This is a genomic window from Nitrososphaerota archaeon, assembly GCA_011605775.1.
Lineage (GTDB): Archaea > Thermoproteota > Nitrososphaeria > Nitrososphaerales > JAAOZN01 > JAAOZN01.
In genome coordinates, this window is record JAAOZN010000068.1 from 18182 (window position 1) to 35277 (window position 17096).

At 47.8% G+C, this 17096-nt stretch carries 17 protein-coding genes and 1 tRNA gene; 9 read left to right on the forward strand and 9 right to left on the reverse strand.

Going from position 1 to position 17096, the window contains the following annotated elements; genetic code table 11:
- Positions 1–154: 154 nt before the first annotated feature.
- Both HA494_06135 and HA494_06140 read right to left on the reverse strand, forming a co-directional pair.
- Entirely contained in the window at positions 155–955 is an 801-nt protein-coding gene (locus HA494_06135) for a molybdenum cofactor biosynthesis protein F (GenBank protein NHV97349.1), read from the reverse strand.
- 109 nt (positions 956–1064) lie between these two features.
- A tRNA-Leu gene (locus HA494_06140) sits at positions 1065–1184 on the reverse strand.
- 99 nt (positions 1185–1283) lie between these two features.
- On the opposite strand from HA494_06140, the gene HA494_06145 reads away from it, so the two are divergent.
- Both HA494_06145 and HA494_06150 read left to right on the forward strand, forming a co-directional pair.
- Positions 1284–2624: an aspartate aminotransferase family protein gene (locus HA494_06145; GenBank protein ID NHV97350.1), complete on the forward strand. Its 1341-nt coding sequence runs from the start codon at positions 1284–1286 to the stop codon at positions 2622–2624.
- Entirely contained in the window at positions 2621–3067 is a 447-nt protein-coding gene (locus HA494_06150) for a DNA-binding protein (protein ID NHV97351.1), read from the forward strand. Before HA494_06145 ends, HA494_06150 begins: the two co-directional genes overlap by 4 nt.
- Before the next feature lie 9 nt (positions 3068–3076).
- On the opposite strand, the gene HA494_06155 is transcribed toward HA494_06150, so the two are convergent.
- Positions 3077–4174: a fructose 1,6-bisphosphatase gene (locus tag HA494_06155; GenBank protein NHV97352.1), complete on the reverse strand. Its 1098-nt coding sequence runs from the start codon at positions 4172–4174 to the stop codon at positions 3077–3079.
- A 241-nt stretch (positions 4175–4415) separates the two neighbouring features.
- Here HA494_06155 and HA494_06160 point away from each other — a divergent pair, with 241 nt between their 5' ends.
- A complete protein-coding gene (locus HA494_06160) occupies positions 4416–5060 on the forward strand; it encodes a threonylcarbamoyl-AMP synthase (protein ID NHV97353.1) in 645 nt (214 codons plus the stop codon).
- Here HA494_06160 and HA494_06165 read toward each other — a convergent pair.
- From HA494_06165 to HA494_06180, 4 genes are read right to left on the reverse strand one after another with little or no spacing between them, the layout of a single operon-like run.
- A complete protein-coding gene (locus HA494_06165; GenBank protein NHV97354.1) occupies positions 5057–5599 on the reverse strand; it encodes a hypothetical protein in 543 nt (180 codons plus the stop codon). The two genes, HA494_06160 and HA494_06165, sit on opposite strands and share 4 nt — an antisense overlap.
- Before the next feature lie 2 nt (positions 5600–5601).
- Positions 5602–5844, reverse strand: a complete 243-nt coding sequence (locus HA494_06170) for a MoaD/ThiS family protein (GenBank protein NHV97355.1) — start codon at positions 5842–5844, stop codon at positions 5602–5604.
- 5 nt (positions 5845–5849) lie between these two features.
- Positions 5850–6518, reverse strand: a complete 669-nt coding sequence (locus HA494_06175; protein ID NHV97356.1) for a ParB N-terminal domain-containing protein — start codon at positions 6516–6518, stop codon at positions 5850–5852.
- Positions 6519–6536: 18 nt separating this feature from the next.
- Positions 6537–6743 (reverse strand): 30S ribosomal protein S17e, encoded by a 207-nt coding sequence (locus HA494_06180; GenBank protein ID NHV97357.1) that lies wholly within the window; start codon positions 6741–6743, stop codon positions 6537–6539.
- 77 nt (positions 6744–6820) lie between these two features.
- On the opposite strand from HA494_06180, the gene HA494_06185 reads away from it, so the two are divergent.
- The 3 genes from HA494_06185 to leuS all read left to right on the forward strand — a co-directional run bounded on the left by HA494_06185 (position 6821) and on the right by leuS (position 12687).
- Positions 6821–6997 carry a CDGSH iron-sulfur domain-containing protein gene (locus HA494_06185; protein NHV97358.1) on the forward strand — a complete coding sequence of 59 codons (177 nt, stop codon included), beginning with the start codon at positions 6821–6823 and terminating at the stop codon, positions 6995–6997.
- Positions 6998–7078: 81 nt separating this feature from the next.
- Entirely contained in the window at positions 7079–9790 is a 2712-nt protein-coding gene (locus HA494_06190; GenBank protein NHV97359.1) for an alanine--tRNA ligase, read from the forward strand.
- Positions 9787–12687 (forward strand): leucine--tRNA ligase, encoded by a 2901-nt coding sequence (gene leuS / locus HA494_06195; protein ID NHV97360.1) that lies wholly within the window; start codon positions 9787–9789, stop codon positions 12685–12687. The genes HA494_06190 and leuS overlap by 4 nt, the downstream gene beginning before the upstream one ends.
- Before the next feature lie 24 nt (positions 12688–12711).
- On the opposite strand, the gene HA494_06200 is transcribed toward leuS, so the two are convergent.
- Both HA494_06200 and HA494_06205 read right to left on the reverse strand, forming a co-directional pair.
- The gene (locus HA494_06200) at positions 12712–13143 is read right to left on the reverse strand and encodes a hypothetical protein (GenBank protein ID NHV97361.1); all 432 of its coding nucleotides are present in this window, start codon (positions 13141–13143) and stop codon (positions 12712–12714) included.
- Complete coding sequence (locus HA494_06205; protein NHV97362.1) at positions 13143–13409, reverse strand: hypothetical protein; 267 nt, start codon at positions 13407–13409, stop codon at positions 13143–13145. Before HA494_06205 ends, HA494_06200 begins: the two co-directional genes overlap by 1 nt.
- 129 nt (positions 13410–13538) lie before the next feature.
- Here HA494_06205 and HA494_06210 point away from each other — a divergent pair, with 129 nt between their 5' ends.
- The 3 genes from HA494_06210 to HA494_06220 all read left to right on the forward strand — a co-directional run.
- Entirely contained in the window at positions 13539–13709 is a 171-nt protein-coding gene (locus HA494_06210; protein NHV97363.1) for a hypothetical protein, read from the forward strand.
- Positions 13710–13798: 89 nt separating this feature from the next.
- The gene (locus HA494_06215; GenBank protein NHV97364.1) at positions 13799–15547 is read left to right on the forward strand and encodes a hypothetical protein; all 1749 of its coding nucleotides are present in this window, start codon (positions 13799–13801) and stop codon (positions 15545–15547) included.
- 125 nt (positions 15548–15672) lie between these two features.
- On the forward strand, positions 15673–17096 hold a 1424-nt coding region (locus HA494_06220; protein ID NHV97365.1), incomplete at its 3' end, for a DEAD/DEAH box helicase.

Sequence of the window (17096 nt, forward strand, 5' to 3'; positions counted from 1 at the left end):
TATATTTTTCATATCAAAGATGAAACTGGTGAAGAGCTAAACTATTTGAAGATGTCAATTTCCTAAAACGATAGGATAATTCGCTGGAACAACCCAAACTTAATTTTGAACAGTGCCAAATTTTTATGTTCGATGAATCAGCGTTCGGCGGCACTCATCTTGCTTGGCAGACAACTCTCAGTTTCGCTCCCACATATATATTACCTAGCATACCATCAAGGCTCGAATATCCAAACAATTTCCCAAACGCACGCATCTCACCTAAATCAACGATCTCAACCCCCATGGTGGGAATTATCTTCTCACGCCACACAAGCAGATACAAATTATCGGAGAGCTTAAAGTAATCAGCCCTATCAGTATCCGCTAACCCCTTCTCAACCCCCATCAAGCAGTGCCAAGTAAAGAGGCTCTCAAAATATATATGCTCATAGACCGCCCTAGGACCGTACCGAAATTCCACACGTTTCCCAAGCAGCTCATTTGTCTTCTCGTGGCGTGGTGTCTCAGCGCTAGGAGGTCTATCTATGGAACCATGACCGAATACTACCCTAACATCGGTGAGCTCTTCCCCTAATCTAACGCGATCCAAAAGAGTCTTCGAAGACGGCAACGGTATCTCACCCAATATAGACGTGAAGATGTTCTTGCCTAGATCCAACACCAGAGTCAAGGAGCGCCTAGGAGCAGCGTCACTCGTGATGTCAACGAAGTACACACTATCCCTAGCTCTAAATGCTACGTAACGTCCAGTAGACGGCTCTCCCGCCTCGGATTTTAAAAGTCTGCTCCAAGCAACCACCCCATCATCTTTGAAGCTGAAAGACTCAACTCCACCATCACTATAATATAATTTCACACTCCTCCCAACCAGATCGTTGACCTTCGGTGGAAGATAGGTTTCGCGAAAATCCTTGCCGAACTCCTCCAATGTAAACCAAGTAATACTTGACATCAGCTGGATCGTTGCGTCTCATCCATATATAAGGATTAAGCAAGCTGGCGCCGCGCCATTATGCTCCTCTTCATCCTGTCACCGATGCGATAGGTTTAGCTAGAAATATTGGTGCGGGGGGTGGGATTTGAACCCACGAACCCCTACGGGACAGGAGCTCTGCGCGCGGCTCCTCAGTTTCGCAGCCACTTGGGCACCTGCGCCTTTGACCTGGCTTGGCAACCCCCGCGCCCAATTGACCGTAGGCGGGTGGGGTAATAATATCTTACTTCCGGGGTTGTGGAGGAAGATATGTAAGTTAGCGTTGTAAGTAGTATGTTGATGGAATATGTGGGATGATGCGTTAGAGGCGTATTTGAGGAGGACAAGAAGGTCTAAAGAGCTGTTCGATGCTGCGAAGCTGGTCTTCGTGGGTGGAGTGAACCACAACATTAGGTTCTTTGAACCATACCCATTCTTCGCCGCAAAGGCTTCAGAAACTTTTCTTTGGGATGTGGATGGGAATAGGTATGTGGATTATTGGATGGGGCATGGTTCGCTAATATTGGGCCATTCCCCAGAGGTAGTTGCTTCTAAGCTTAGGGAGCAACTCAGCAACGGTACAATCTTTGGCACACCAAACGAAGTTTCAGTTAGGTTAGGCGAGCTTGTCTGCGATTGCGTACCCTGCGCTGAGCAAGTTAGATTCTGTAATACTGGTGCTGAAGCAACTATGTACGGTGTTAGGCTAGCAAGAGCATACACAAAGAAGCGCGTTGTGATCAAGATCGAAGGGGGTTGGCACGGATATAACTCGGATTTAGTTAAGGATGTTTCTCCACCCTTCGGCGTTGAGAGCGCTGGGGTGGACGAGTGTGTCAGATATGTCGCTTCGGCGCCCTTCAACGACCTTGAAGCGGCTAGAAGAGTAATAAGCGAGAATAAATCGGAGCTGGCTTGCGTCCTAGTCGAGCCTGTTTTAGGTGGGGGTATAATACCAGCTGAGAGAGACTACCTTAAGGGTTTACGTGAGGAAACAGAGAAAGCGGGTTGTCTACTCTTCTTCGACGAGGTCATAACGGGTTTCAGAGTCGCCTTAGGCGGTGGGCAGCAATACTATGGTGTTGTACCAGATTTAGCTGCACTGGGTAAGGTGCTCGGAGGAGGGCTCCCGATAGGTGCTGTGTGCGGGTTAAGGGAGGTTATGGCATATGCTGACCCCAGGCTCCCTAAGAGTGAAAGGGCTTGGATCGGTGGGGGAACGTTTTCAGCAAACCCTCTCAGCATGACAGCTGGGTTGGCTACTATACAGTACCTAAGCGAGAAGAGTAGTGTGATATACCCCTACCTTAACGAGTTAGGCGAAGAGGCTAGGCGAGGCATAGATAGAGCCTTTGCTGAAGCAGGTATCCAATCAGCAACCACGGGTCTAGGTTCACTCCTATTAACGCACTTCCCCAGGGATGGCAAGACGCCTAAGGATGCGAGAGCTGTTCATAGCTGTGACCGTAAACTTCAGTTCCAATTCTACTTCGCCCTCTTAGCCAAGCACAGCATCTTCTTTCTACCCGGTCATCTAGGTGCTATCTCATATGCGCACACCAAAGAAGACATAAAGGCTCTGGTCGAGGCTTCAGCAACGTTAGCGCAGGAGGCGAAGGGAGCTTACGGAAAAGGTGGGTTAGGATGATCTGGCAAGAAGTAAAAATAGGGCGAGTATTAGTCTGCAGAATGGATTTTGAATCAGACCTACTCTCATCCTTAGAGGAGTTCGCCAAAGAGCATAAGGTAGACGCTGCTTTCTTCACCGCTCTAGGCGCGGTTAAGAAGGCCGCTTTTGCTTACTACGAGCAGGCAGCGAAAAGGTATGTGGAAGAGGCTGTGGAGGAGCCTATGGAGCTCTTAAGCTGCATAGGGAATATCGCAACACTAAACGGCAAAGTGGTGGTGCACGCGCACGCTGTCTTCTCAGACAGATCAGGTAGACTCAAAGGAGGGCATCTTCTCAAAGGAACTACCGTCTTCGCAGGAGAGGCGCTGATCCTCGAACTCAGCGGCGTGGAATTAGTTAGATCTTACGATAGTGTCACTGGACTGAACCTCTACACACCTAAGCCCAAGCCTGAGAGATAGCTGTTGACGCTATGCTGGCTTGAACCTACCCTCTATCTTCTTCAACACATTGCTGAGTGTTGTGTATTCCATCTCCTCAGGCCCCAGTCTGGCTGGCATAAAGGGTCCGTGCCTCCTCATATAATCCGCTACCTCATTAGCTAAGCTTCTAGCTCGGTCGAATGCTGGATCATCGAAGAGGTCTGCTGGCCCAACAAGCATTCCCTCATTCAACTGGAAGCCTAAGGCTACTACCCTAGGTGGACCGTCGAATCTCGTGCACCTCGCATTCCTAAGAGAGACCGGCATAAGTGGGCCGTTGTGTGAGCCCCGCATCCAACCCGCCACGAGGTGGGGGAACGCGAAGGGCTCTAGCACTTCTCCTACAGCTGGTAGACCGTGCTGCGCTCTCACAAACATGACCGGGTCGTCTTTGCCCACATACCTCCCAGCTATTAACGAGAGTCTTGCTGTACTAGCTACAGCCGCTAAGAGGTTGTCTGCTCTTCGATATACGCTGTGTATAACATATCTGCTCGGCGTTCCTATGAGTGCAAGGAGGTCGTAAGATTCATCAGGGGTATGGATATCTACGACTTTATCCTCCATAACATCCATCACTCTAAATGTGAAGCCTGTGTGAAGCTTCTCATCTATTATTAGACCAGCGGTATTGAAGGGGTCTGCGAATATTCGGTATAAAGGTAGGTTCCAAGCACCGGGCTCGGTTTTATCAGCCATAAAGATCACTATAGGCTCGCTCACCCGCTCCTCAATCTCAGCTTCAGCCACACCAGGACCCATGCCCTTCAAGTTCCCAGAGAAGGCAGTTGCAAGCAGATCTTGTCCAGCAGCATACAGCTTAAGCTTCTTAGATGCCTTTTCAGTAACTTCCTTGAATGTCTCCCACGCTAGACCATGGATTTCACTACTGTTCACACCTTTTGTGTGAGTCATAATAAGTTGGAGGTCATCACCAACCGCTGTTACATAGAAGTCTCTCAGTAGACCTTTCTCCTTGGCTTCAGCGAGCTTTTCTTGAGCAACCTTAATCTGCTCTGGGTGTACCATGTGGTGCCCAGCTAGGCTGCCTACGTCAGCTTTTATTACAGATAATGTTATCCTCATACTCTATCGGGTTAAGTGGAGTTTAGGGGAAAAATAAACTTATGGGTAGTCTCTCAGCTCTGCCAAGCCTTGTTCAGTATTCTTCTTCCTCTTCGTATTCTTCTTCCCACTCTTCCTCTTCGAAGTCCTCCTCAAAGTCCTCTTCAAATTCTTCTTCAGACATAACCATTACCTCTAGAGCATCGTCTATCCGTTTAGATACCATTAATAAGCTTTTTGATGCTAAGTGGAGAGGCGGGCGATGTGTGCGGTCAAGATTATGAGGTGTAGTAGTGAGGAGGCTATCGAAGAGGCTGTAAGAGTGATCTCCCGGGGAGGATTAGTAGTCTACCCCACAGATACAGTATATGGACTAGGGTGTGACCCCTTTAATGAAGAAGCTGTTGAGAGGGTCTTTAGGGTTAAAGGTCGGCTAAGTAGACCGCTGCCAATTCTAGTCTCAAGCATGGAAAGAGCGGAGCGGCTAGTCGATCTAGGTAGCGTCGGGGCGACGCTAGCATCTAACTTCTGGCCCGGAGCACTTACGATCGTAGCACCAATTAAAAGAGGTGTACCTATACCTAAGAATCTAACGTGCGGCTTTACCACACTAGGTATTAGGGTTCCAAACCACAGTTGTGCACTCAGATTGATAGAGGGCGCTGGAGGTTATCTGGTTGGGACGAGCGCTAACCGGTCTGGCGAAAAACCTTCTCTAACGGTTGATGAGGCTGTCAAGAGTCTGCAGCAAAGTGTTGACCTCTACCTAGATGGGGGTAGTACTGCGTTAGGTAAAGAGTCTACAGTGCTTGATATAAGTGGGGAGAAGCCTAAGGTGGTTCGGGAGGGGGCTATAAGCAAAGAAACAGTATTTGGTGTTCTAAGATCACTCGGGTTCCCGATCTAGAGGTTAGCTACGCTGGCGAGCAGCACTGACTTTTCAGCTAGCAGATAGGGTAATGGGTTCTCATCTGTTAAGGTGGAGGCGTAGGCTTGTGCTAGACTGTGTTGGGAGAGTAGTTTCGAGGACTTTTCATTCGTTAACTCGATTACGCTGTCATCTAGTGTACCGAGCCTCTCAAGCATCTTAAGAAATTCTGCTGGGAATGAGTCTTCACCAAGGGATAAGGCGACGATGTTCATTCTTCGAGGCTTTAAACCCACCTTCTCGACCGCCTTCTTGAGCTGGTTTTCACAAGCCACCCTGGCTAGAAGATCGATTTCAGGCTGCTTAGCGTATGTTAACCCTCTCTTGCTAGCTTCGTATGCTTGCTTCAACAGGAGCTCTATGTGACGCCTACCTGCGACAAAATCCGCATCAACTAACACGATTGGTGTGTTGGATATCTGCTTTACTTCCCGTAATAAACCTTCGGGGTCTTTTATATCCGCGTCTCTTACCCCTTGAGCAGCATACCTTCTGCCCTCGACTTCCAATGTGAACATCTTTATCCACCGTGGCTTATCGGTATTAGTATAATGGAGTCACCGTCGTTGACCTCTGTTTCCTCGCCTTTTAAGGCTGAGACTTCCACACCATTTAGTAAGATGAGAGTGTTAGCCCTTGTTATCTTAGCTCCTTTAAGGTTCAGTCTGTTTAATAGCTCCGCTACACTTATGTTGCCTTCTTGAAACTCCACTTCCTCCTTAAGGTGTGTTGCTAGATGGCCTATTAGACGTACCCTTATCATGCCCTTTAGTCGCCCCTAAGATAGGATAGTCTGAAGCATATATCTTTAGGCTTAGAGGGTAAAATGTGGCGGGAGGATTTGGGTGGGAAGAGACGCCCTTGCAATGCGTTACTAAGTACATCTTGTTTATTAAGTGTTGGGCGATATAGTATGAGTTCAAATTTTCTAAGCAGAGACTCTATGCTCTCCGCATCTGATGAAAATTCGATCGCAGAAGCGGCTCTTTGAAAGAGACGCCATCCGCCCCAATATGCTTCAAAGATAGATCGAAATCTCTCTGTACTAAGATAACCGCCTTTCCTACTTAGTAAAGCGAAGGGTGCTCGCTGCTCTTCGACTGCAGAAACAGCTGCGATGTTTTCAACAGTTTTTTGTTCTAGGGCTTCCTTCACCGAACTTAGATCTGCGCTCTGCGCACAAGGTAACCATCTTTTAACAACGATCTCTGGCTGAGAGTATTGCACTGCATACACCACAGCGTACCTTAACCCTAACTCTACCATAGATCTGTATCTATGTGTGCCATCAAGTATTACGCAGGTTTCGGCATCAACTATCAATGGTGCCTTCTGCGCACCCGAGGAGAGGAGAGCTGCCTTAATCTTTTCAACTTCGCTCGGTATAGTCTCTTCGTGCGGTTTAAGATCCTTAAGTGGGCTAACCCTCAGACTCAAAATTCTTTGAACACCGAGCTAGGTTTCTTCAGGCTTTTCTGGAGAACTTTTACTTCGATTGGTCTTCATGAGCCGAGTAATATAGCCTGCGATCTCATTTCTCAGCTCTTTAGATCGGATAACAGCTACTTGTGATAGTATCTCTTTGTTCTTTTCAAAGTCTGTGGTAAATAGGTTACCGTGCTTCTCAAGCACCAGCAAAGAGAGTCTCCTGATTCTGTCCAATCTGACTTTCACACAACCTCTTTTAATGCGGCATAATAAACTTTAATTAATACACCACTCCCTACTAAACTATCGATATGAGCAGAGTTATAATAAAGGCGTCAGAAAACGGACCATATCTGGTTGAGGTGGATGGGAAGATAGTTGCTGCGCTCTGCCGATGTGGCGGCTCTACCAAGAAACCCAACTGCGATGGCACACATAGAAAAGCTGGTTTCACAGCTGCGGCAGCTGAAGTTAAAGTTGCTGAGTAGTAAAATGTCCTCCGAAGACAAGGTCGATCTAATAAAGCGTAAATAATAAAGTGTTAGATGGTGTAAGGCTGCCCTTGGCTGATGGCTGAAAAAGATAAGGAAGAACTACGTAGAAGGTTCTCTGCCGACCCAGATAGGTACTATAGGGTTGAGCTCTTCGCCAGAGAGGGGTTTAGTAGGAGAAGATGCAGAGGTTGTGGGAGGTACTTTTGGGCATTAGGTGATAAGGAGTTCTGCCCAGAGTCTCCGTGCAGCACCTATACCTTCTTAGGCGACCCACCGACGAAGCGTCGGATAGGTTATGTTGAAGCGTGGAGGCTAGTCGAATCCTTCTTCGTTGAGCAAGGGCACACAAGCATTAAGCGATATCCTGTTGTCTGCCGGTGGAGACCAGATCTATACTTTACCGTAGCCTCGATAGTGAACTTTCAAAGGGTAGAAGGGGGTAGGGTAGTATTCGAGCTCCCAGCCAACCCGCTTATCGTGCCTCAGATGTGCTTAAGGTTTAACGATATACCCAGTGTAGGAGTCACAGGTAGGCACTACACCTCATTCTGTATGATCGGTCAGCACAGCATAGCCGATGGGCAAGGATATTGGAAGGATCGGTGCATAGACCTCGACTTCGAGCTACTAGTGAGGGTCTTCGGCATACCTAAAGAAGAGGTCGTCTTCGTAGAGGATGCTTGGTTAGGCTACGGTGCCTTCGGCTACTCTCTTGAGTACCACGTAAGGGGGCTTGAGCTCGGAAATGCGGTCTTCACAGAGTTTGTAGGCGAACCGTCTGATGCAGTTGAGATGAAGGAGAAGGTCGTGGATATGGGTGCAGGGCTTGAACGGTTCAGCTGGCTATCAACAGGCAAACCTACGAGCTACGACACAACCTTCGACTACGCTCTTCCAAAGCTGCTGGATAGATGCAAGGTGGGGTATGATGAAGACCTCCTCTTCCGCTACTACAAGCAGAGCGCTGGCTTCGACTACGCAGAGGGGAAAACACCTATTAAAGCGGGTGAAGAGGCGGACGCGCTGCGACGTAAAATCGAGCCGCTCCAGGCACTCTACACCCTCCTTGATCACACAAGAACACTAACATTCGCTATTGCAGATGGAGGGTTACCGAGCAATGTAGCAGGGGGCTACAACTTACGGGTCATACTTAGAAGAGCCTTATCCATGCTGGAGCGCTTCAGATTCGACATAACTTTGGGTGAACTTGTCGATATGCATATACTTGGCTTAGCCCAGATCTACCCCGAACTCTCAGAGCATAGAGATGAAGTTAAGATCATCTTGTCCGTGGAGGAGCAGAAGTATCTGAAGACCAAAGAGCGGATAGCGAAGATCATAGAGAAACTTAAACGCGAATCAAAGCCTCTGACAGAAGATAGGGTAATCACACTCTACGAATCCGAAGGAATTCAACCTGAAGAGCTTGTTAAGCACAACATAATACCAGTTGTCCCTGAAGAGTTCTACAAGAAAGTTACAGAAAAACACCTTGGTGTTAAAGTCGCTCACCCCGAGAAAACTAGATTCGATCTCAACAGCTTCCCTCCAACACACCTACTCTTCTATGCGGATGAGAAGATGCTCCGCTTTCAAGCGAGGGTGCTGAAGATCTTAGATGGGCGCTACGTGATCTTAGATCGAACAGCATTCTACCCGAGATCAGGCGGCCAAGAACCAGACTTGGGCACTATAGGCTCGAGCAGGGTCATTGATGTGGAGAAACTGGGGCAGGTTGTGCTACATCTTGTTGATAAACTCTCTTTTAAAGAAGGCGATTTGGTGGACTGCTCGGTCGATGAAGAGAGGAGGGAGAGGCTCACTAGACACCACACAGCAACACACATAGTTAACGGTGCTGCGAGGAGGCTGCTGGGTAGCTGGGTGTGGCAGCACTCAGCATACAAGGATGTGGACAGAGCGCGCCTCGACATAACCCACTTTGAACACCTAAGCGATGAGCAGCTGAAGGCGATAGAAGATCTAGCGAACAGAGTTGTCAGAGCTAACTTACCTGTGGTGAAGGAAACGCTACCAAGAGGGGAAGCAGAAGCAAAATACGGCTTCAGAATATACCAAGGAGGAGTTGTGCCCGAAAGAGAAGTTAGGATCATAAACATAATCGATTGGGATGTTGAGGCTTGCGGCGGCACACACTGTAACAGCACAGGTGAAGTCGGCTACATAAAGATTCTGAAGAGTGAAAGGATTCAGGACGGTGTTGAGAGGCTAGAGTTTGCCGCGGGTGCACCAGCTGTGGAATATGCTCAGAAGATGGAGGGGTATGTTAAAGCGGTCGCTAAGATCTTGGGTGCGCAAGAGGATAAGGTGATTCAAGTGGTAGATGAGTTGAAGCGTGGGTTGGATGAAGCTAGAAGAGTTAAGCGCAGCGTAGCGAAGAAGCTAGTTAACTTAGAGTTAAAGCAGATAGCTCAAGAGGCTAAACCCATCAAGAACCTTATGCTGAAGCTCAACGAGGAAGCTGGTTTAGATGAGGAGTACCACATCCTTTTTGGCGAAGCGGCTACAAGCCTCTACCCGAATCTCATCTATGTCGGCTTAGCCGTGGTTAATGGGAGGGTGAAGGTGTTGGTCTTCTCTGGCTCAGAAGCCGTTAAGAGCGGGGTTAACGCAGGTCTGCTCGCAAAGGCTTTATCAAAACAGATGGGAGGCTCAGGTGGAGGAGACGCTAGATTTGGTCAAGGAGGTGGCGCAGTGGACAAGGCGAAAGAAATCTCAGCCAAGGTAGAAGAGATCGTTAAAGAGATGTTAGGTGAAGAATGATGATCGATTGGCGTGCTCTAGAAGAAAAGTGGAGGAAGTGTTGGTTCGAGCAGCGCATATTCGAAGCGAACCCAGACCCCAATAGACCAAAGTTCTACATAACCGTAGCCTACCCTTACCCCAACTCGCCTCAGCACATAGGACACGGCAGAACCTACACGCTCGCCGATGTGCACGCTCGATACAGAAGGATGCAGGGCTATAACACGCTCTTACCTATGGGTTTCCACTACACAGGCACACCCATATTAGCTATGTCGAAGAGGATAGCATCTGGAGACGAAGGTTTAATCGACACCTTTAGATCAATCTATAAGGTGCCAGAAGAGAAGATTAAGGAGTTCAAAGAGCCTCTAGCTATCGCCAAGTTCTTCCACCAAGAGATCAAGAGCGGCATGATCGACATGGGCTTCTCTATCGACTGGCGGCGAGAGTTCACCACCATAGACCCGCACTACAGCAGATTTATCGAGTGGCAGTTCAAGAAGCTGAAAGACCTCGGCTTCATAAAGCAAGGAAGCCATCCCGTAGGCTGGTGCCCAGTTGACGGGAACCCAGTTGGCCAACACGATACCTTAGATGATGTTGAACCAGAGATAGGGGAGTTTACGCTCATAAAGTTCATGGGGGATGGTAGGGTCTTCCCAACCGCAACCCTAAGGCCTGAAACGGTCTTCGGGGTTACGAACCTCTGGCTCAACCCCTCTGCGACATATGTCGAGGCAGAAGTAGATGGGGAGGCTTGGGTGGTTAGTAGGGAAGCGGCTGAAAAGCTAAGATATTTGAATAGAAAGGTTGAGGTTAAAAAGACTCTTGAAGCGCGCAAGATAATAGGTGCTAATGTGGTCAACCCCCTGACAGGAGCCTCGGTACCTATACTCCCAGCGTCCTTTGTTGACCCAAAGGCTGGGACTGGTGTGGTTATGTCGGTGCCAGCACATGCGCCCTACGACTACCAAGCTCTTGAGGATCTTAAAGCGGATAAAGAAACCCTAAGAAGCTATGGTTTAGAGGGCATCGTACCTAATCTGGAGGCTATTAAACTCATAGAGAGTGAAGGCTACAGCGGTATACCAGCGTTAGAGGCGCTACGCAGATTCAACGTCAAAGATCAGAACGACCCTAAGCTGGATGAGGCGACGACCTCGCTCTACGCACACGAGTTCCACTCCGGTAGGATGATGAGCAATACAGGACCCTATAGTGGGCTGCCTGTTTCAGAAGCTAGGGTTAGGGTGAAGGAGGATATGCTGAGCAGAGGCATAGCGGACAAAATGTATGAGCTCATGAACAGACCGGTCAAATGCAGGTGCGGAGCAGAGTGCGTAGTAAAGATCTTTGAAAACCAGTGGTTCATAGACTACTCTAATGCAGAGTGGAAGAGGCTCGCGAAGGAAGCCGCATCAAGCATGACTTTCTACCCAGAAGATATTAGGGCCGAGTTTGAATATACAATAGATTGGCTAAGAGAAAAAGCGTGTGCCAGAAAGTCCGGCTTAGGCACACCGCTGCCTTGGGATAAGGGGTGGATAATCGAGAGCCTCTCAGACTCGGTAATCTATATGGCATACTATACAATAGCACACCTCATTAGAAAGATCGACCCAAGCCGCCTAAAGGAAGAATTCTTCGACTATATCTTCTTGGGTAGAGGAGAAGCCGAGGAAGTTGCTAAAATCTGCGGGGTAGATACCTCTCTAATAGAGGAGATTAGAAGAGAGTTCACCTACTTTTACCCGTTGGACGCTAGACACTCTGGCAGAGATCTGGTACCAAACCACCTTACATTCTTCATATTCAACCACGCAGCCATCTTCCCCAGGAACCTATGGCCTAGATCTATCGTTGTAAATGGCTCTGTCCTCATGGAGGGGAAGAAGATGTCTAAATCGTATGGCAATATCATCCCACTAAGAGAAGCGGTCTCAAAGTACTGCGCCGACGCTCTAAGGCTAGCGCTGCTCGCTACAGCAGAGTTGCTTCAAGATGCTGACATCAGTCTAGGGCTTATCCGCCACTTCCAAGAGAGGCTTGAAAAACTCTATACGCTCACCGAGGAGGTCTTGACCCTACCACGCGAAGGCGAACCAACCTACACGACAGCAGACCGATGGCTGATGTCAAGGCTGCAAGAGGTTGTAAGAAAGACTACTGAGGCGATGGAGAAGCTTAGAGTCAGAGAAGCCATCCACAACATAGTGTACGTAATGGATCAAGATGTAGCCAAATACCAGAAGATGAAGGAGGTGTTGAATAAAGGTGAGCTGGCTGCGAAAGCCACGGTCTTGCGTCAAGCCTTACATGCAAAAGTAAGGATGCTAGCACCCTTCGCGCCATACCTCTGTGAAGAACTCTGGCATAAGATTGGAGGTGAGGGGTTCGTTTGCTCCGCTCAGTGGCCTAAGTGTGACGAATCTAAGATAGATCTGGCTGCGCTCGCTAGTGTTGAGTTGATTGATACACTGCTGGAGGACACTCAAAACATTACCCAAGCCACAGGGATCAAACCCAGAAAGGTGTTCTACTATACCGCAGCATCGTGGAAAAGGAGAGCTTACCTCAAGGCCCTTGAGCAGAAGATAGGAGCGGGGCTTGACTTAAAAGGATTGATTAAAGATGTAATGCAGAGTGAACCGAATATTGACCCAAAGAAAGTTTCAGACTTCGCCAAAAAGGTTGTGAACGATCTTACCTCCACACCCCTAGATGTCGCTAAGAGGAGGTTTGCAGTGGGTTTGCTGGATGAAAATCTAGTTCTGAAAGAGTTTTCGAATTACCTTGCGAAGGAGATCGGCGCTGATATCTTTGTGTTTAGCGAAGACGACCATTCTAGATACGACCCAAAGAATAGGGCTGAATTGGCCAAGCCCTATAGGCCTGCGATATACCTCGAATAAAAAATACAGGTGGAAGAGGTTTTTTTACTTCTGCCATCTTTCACCTTCTAGCTTAGCGAGCTCCTCTTGGAAGCCTCTCTTTACCCCTCTGAGATACTCAACCTCATCATGAAGACTGTCTCTTCTATTTCGCAGCCGCTCCAGCTCGAGCTCCTGCTTCACACTCTCCAGCTCAGCGTTAAGTAGTCGAATCTTCTCATTCATTTCCCTAACCTTAGCAGCCAGCTCCTCCCCTTCTGAAGCTTTCTTCCTCAGCAGCGCCAACTCTGCTTCGTGTATGATCCTGAATCTCTTAGAGCCAGCTACGATGGGAAACTTTGTCTGGCACCTTTCACATACATAAAGCGCTATCCTCTTCTCGGAGAAGCTCCCTCGCTGATCGAGTTCACCTGCTATACTCCAGATCTTGCTAGGCTGCTGCACTTCATTTCGGCAGTTTGGGCATGTGGCGGTCATCAAGTAGCAACCTGTATCGTTACTGGAGTAGCGGTTGGCGCAGCTTGCTCGTAGGATAGGATTTCTTGTTCCAAATTCGCCTTTTCAGAGCGTAGGGCATCGACTTCGCTTTGTAAAGCTTTGAGTCTTGCTTGTAGTCTCAGCACCTCTACGCGTTCTTTGAGTTTGGGTATCTCTTCAAGAAGGGCTGCGCGCTCGGCTTCTAGTGCCCTTATCTGGGCTTCTAAGCTCTGCTTCATCTCCAAATAGTTTTGCGTGCTCTCCAACACCACCACCTACTCATCTCTTGTTGGAAGGTTAAATTTCAAAGCCGTAGCCTAAACAAATTGCCACACTTATCAAATGGATTACATCTTCTTGAAAACATATATCTTCTGTGTAGGTAGGGTAGAGCTATGAGGGTTGAGCGACGTTTCTGCGACCGCTGCCTAATCAGAACCGAGCATGAGGTCATTAAGGAACCTGAAATGCCTACTCGAAAGGCGAAAGCTAAGTATAGGTGTAAGGTCTGCGGCAGAGAACGTTGGCTGACCCCCCTTCGACCTAGCTCAGAAATAAGTTACTAACCATAAATCCCCTATCTAAGCTCAGCAGTAGAGCAAAACTCTTTGACAAACCCCTTCATAACATCGCATACCAGCTAGAGCGAGCAAAGATGCTACCCCTAGTCTTCGGGTTAGTAGCGATCATAATCTTCTTCGCCTTCATAAGCGGGTATGCTTCACGAAGAACAGGGTTACCCGAGATAATCTTCCTCATGCTCCTAGGGGTCTTGGTTGGGCCTGTGCTTCAACTAGTCAAGGTTGAGGATCTTGCGCCAATTTCACCCTTTGTAAGCTCTCTAGCAGTAACCCTAATCCTCTTTGACTCCGGGTTAAAGATGGATCTAGTCAACGCCATAAGAGAAAGCGGTAGAGCGATAGTGCTCGGTGTATTAGGGTTTGTCTTCTCGTTTCTAACGGTGGCCGCATATACAGTGCTTTTCTTAAACTTGGACCTCTTTTTCGGCCTTATAGTTGGTTGCGTGGTAGGCGGGACCAGTTCTATAATTGTAATCCCGATGCTTAATCGGCTGAGCGTAAATAGGCGGGTTGCAACGATACTAAGCCTAGAGAGCGTTGTTACAGATGTGCTAGTTATCGTCTGCGCCCTCGGCTTACTCAAGATCTGGACAGGTAGCCAAAGCGAGGGGTTGAACTTAGCGAAGAACCTCTTCGACAGCTTCGCCTTAGGAGGGGTAATAGGTGTAGCCGGAGGTTTGATCTGGCTTAAGATGCTCAACACCTTCACAGAGGACGACTACAACGGCATCCTAACTCTTGGGGTAATGCTTGGCTTATACAGCATCTCAGAACTGATGCAGGGTAGCGGAGCGATAGCAGCACTAACCTTCGGCTTAATCTTAGGTAATGGTACACTAATCTCAAAGAAGCTTAAACTAAATCTGGACCGCCAGCTGGATCGAGTTAGCCTCGGTTTTCACGAGCAGATCACCTTCCTACTAAAGAGCGTGGTCTTTGTCTACTTAGGCATCATACTCTGCCTCATAAACCCAAGTAATTTCATCGTTGGAGTTGGTGCTGCGCTACTACTACTTTTAGCTAGGGCTGCTGCTGTCTACATATCGAGCCTAGGCGACCCGATTCTAAGTTTAGATCGAAGAATAATGATCTTCCTATTGCCAAGAGGGCTTACTGCCGCAGCGGTAGCCCAGCTCGTAGCAGCTCAGGGCTTACCTAACCTCCAGACCTTCAACGACATCTACATCTCCGTAATCCTAACAACGATAATCATAACGATAGCTGGAACACGGCTGCCCAACATCAGAATACCCTTTACTCCACGCCTAAAAGTTGGTTTACCTACAAAAATACGAAAAGTCGCTGAGGAAGAGGTCTATAAAGAAAAGAAGATAGTAGATCGCTTCGAAGACGAAGATGAACAGCACTACAGACTAAGACAACAAGCAGCAGTCTGCTTACTCAACGATAAAAAGCTAGGTCTACTCTTAGCAGAAGCGCCCAAGTCTTGGAGCTTTCGACCAGACTTGTATCTAAAACACCCCAGCTGTGCGGTTGCTATAGAGGTGTTAACAAGTAATCAGCCGCCTAACGAAAAGAAGATCGTATCTGAGATAAACAGCCTTGTTGAAAGATACGCATCGATCGATTTTGAGGGGATTTTAAAGTTCGTTTTAGATGATCTGACCGTTTTACGCAATTTAAGGGCGCTGCACCTCTTAAATAGGTACTACGAACTAACCGAGGTCACGAGAGGCTTCAAAATCACGTTAGAAGCCTTCGACCCAAATAAGAAGAGGCTTATCCCAGTCAATGAGATAGTGAAATGCGTTACTAAGAGAAGCCAACCACTCTTCAAAACGCAAGCAGCCCACAGGTCCTAGAGTAGAGAAGGCAAAGGATGTAAAAATGAAGCACATTTTCTGAGTAAGGAAACAAGCTTTTTTCTATCAACATATCTTTTTATATGTTGAGGCTATTCCAAAGTTGCGTATGTGCGGGATGAGTGATGTGGGTTAATTACCACGGTTTATGCGTGAACTGTGAAGGAGTAATATCTAACGATAGGCTTCTCAAGCTCGGTGTTTGTGAAAAATGTCTTGATAGGGTTGACGGCGTTAGAAGCTGGTCTCACCTCTTAAAGCTTCTAAAGGACAGGGGTAAGCTCTATTTCGCCGAAGACCTCTTCAAGTTTCACGAAAGGTTTAGGGACTTTTCCCTATTCTTTAGAAGGGTTGTCGGGCAGAGAATGTGGTCTCTTCAAGAAACTTGGGCTAGAAGAATTCTACTGAACAGCAACTTCTCCATAGTAGCACCAACAGGCGTTGGCAAAACAGTTCTCGGAACCGTTTCTGCCCTTTATTCCGCGGTGAATGGGCAGAAGAGCTACATAATATTGCCAACAGCACTACTTGTGCAGCAAGTTGTGGAAAGGATAGACACCTATATGCAGAAGATCGGTGTTAAGGTGAGAAGGCTATTTTATCACGCAGGCTTGGATGAAGCTGAGCGAAAGGAAGTTCTGGAGAAGGTGGCGAAAGGCGAATTCGACATCTTAGTGACTACGGAAAGGTTTTTGATAAACCATTTTGAGGCTTTAGAAGGCAAGGTTTTTGACTACGTTTTTGTGGACGATGTGGACTCCTTTCTGAAGTCGCCACACAACATAGACAAGATCATGGCGATCCTCGGATTTGATAATGAAGTAATAGATTCAGCCTTTCAGATCATAGAACTACAAAGGGAGGCGAGCCGACTAAGAAGGATGGGAAAACAGCCTACAGAAGTTTTGGAGAAGATAAGGGATCTGAGAAGCAAAATCGAAGACTACAAACATCAAAACAGAATAGGCCTACTCGTGGTTTCAGGTGCGACGGTAAAAGCGAAGAGGACAAAGAGGATAAAGCTCTTCGAGGAGCTACTCAACTTCCAGATAGGCTTCAAACCCGAATTTCTCAGAAACATAAAGGACTATTACTTAACGACAGAAAACCAAGTCGAACAGCAGGTTTTATCCATCTTAAACAAATTCGGCGGCGGATGCTTAGTCTTCGTCCCATCAGCACTCGGCAAGGACTACGCCGTTAAACTTGGCGAATTCTTAAACGCAAATGGTGTGCGAGCCTACGTTTACACGAAGATGGATGAGGAAATGATTCTCAGCTTTGAAAGAGGCGAGTATGACGCCCTAATAGGGGTTGCGAGTTTTAGAAGCCCGCTTGCGAGGGGCATAGACCTTCCAGAAAGAATCCGCTACGTAGTCTTTGCTGGGGTCCCGAGGATGGAGGTTAGGCTGAGCTGGGATGAATATAGCCCTGTGAAGCTCCTAACACTCATCAAAAACATCAGAGAGTTTCTTGAACCACCAATGCAGGAAAAGGCTAGCCGAATAATCGAGACGCTGCGTAGAACTCTACCTATAAACAAACATAC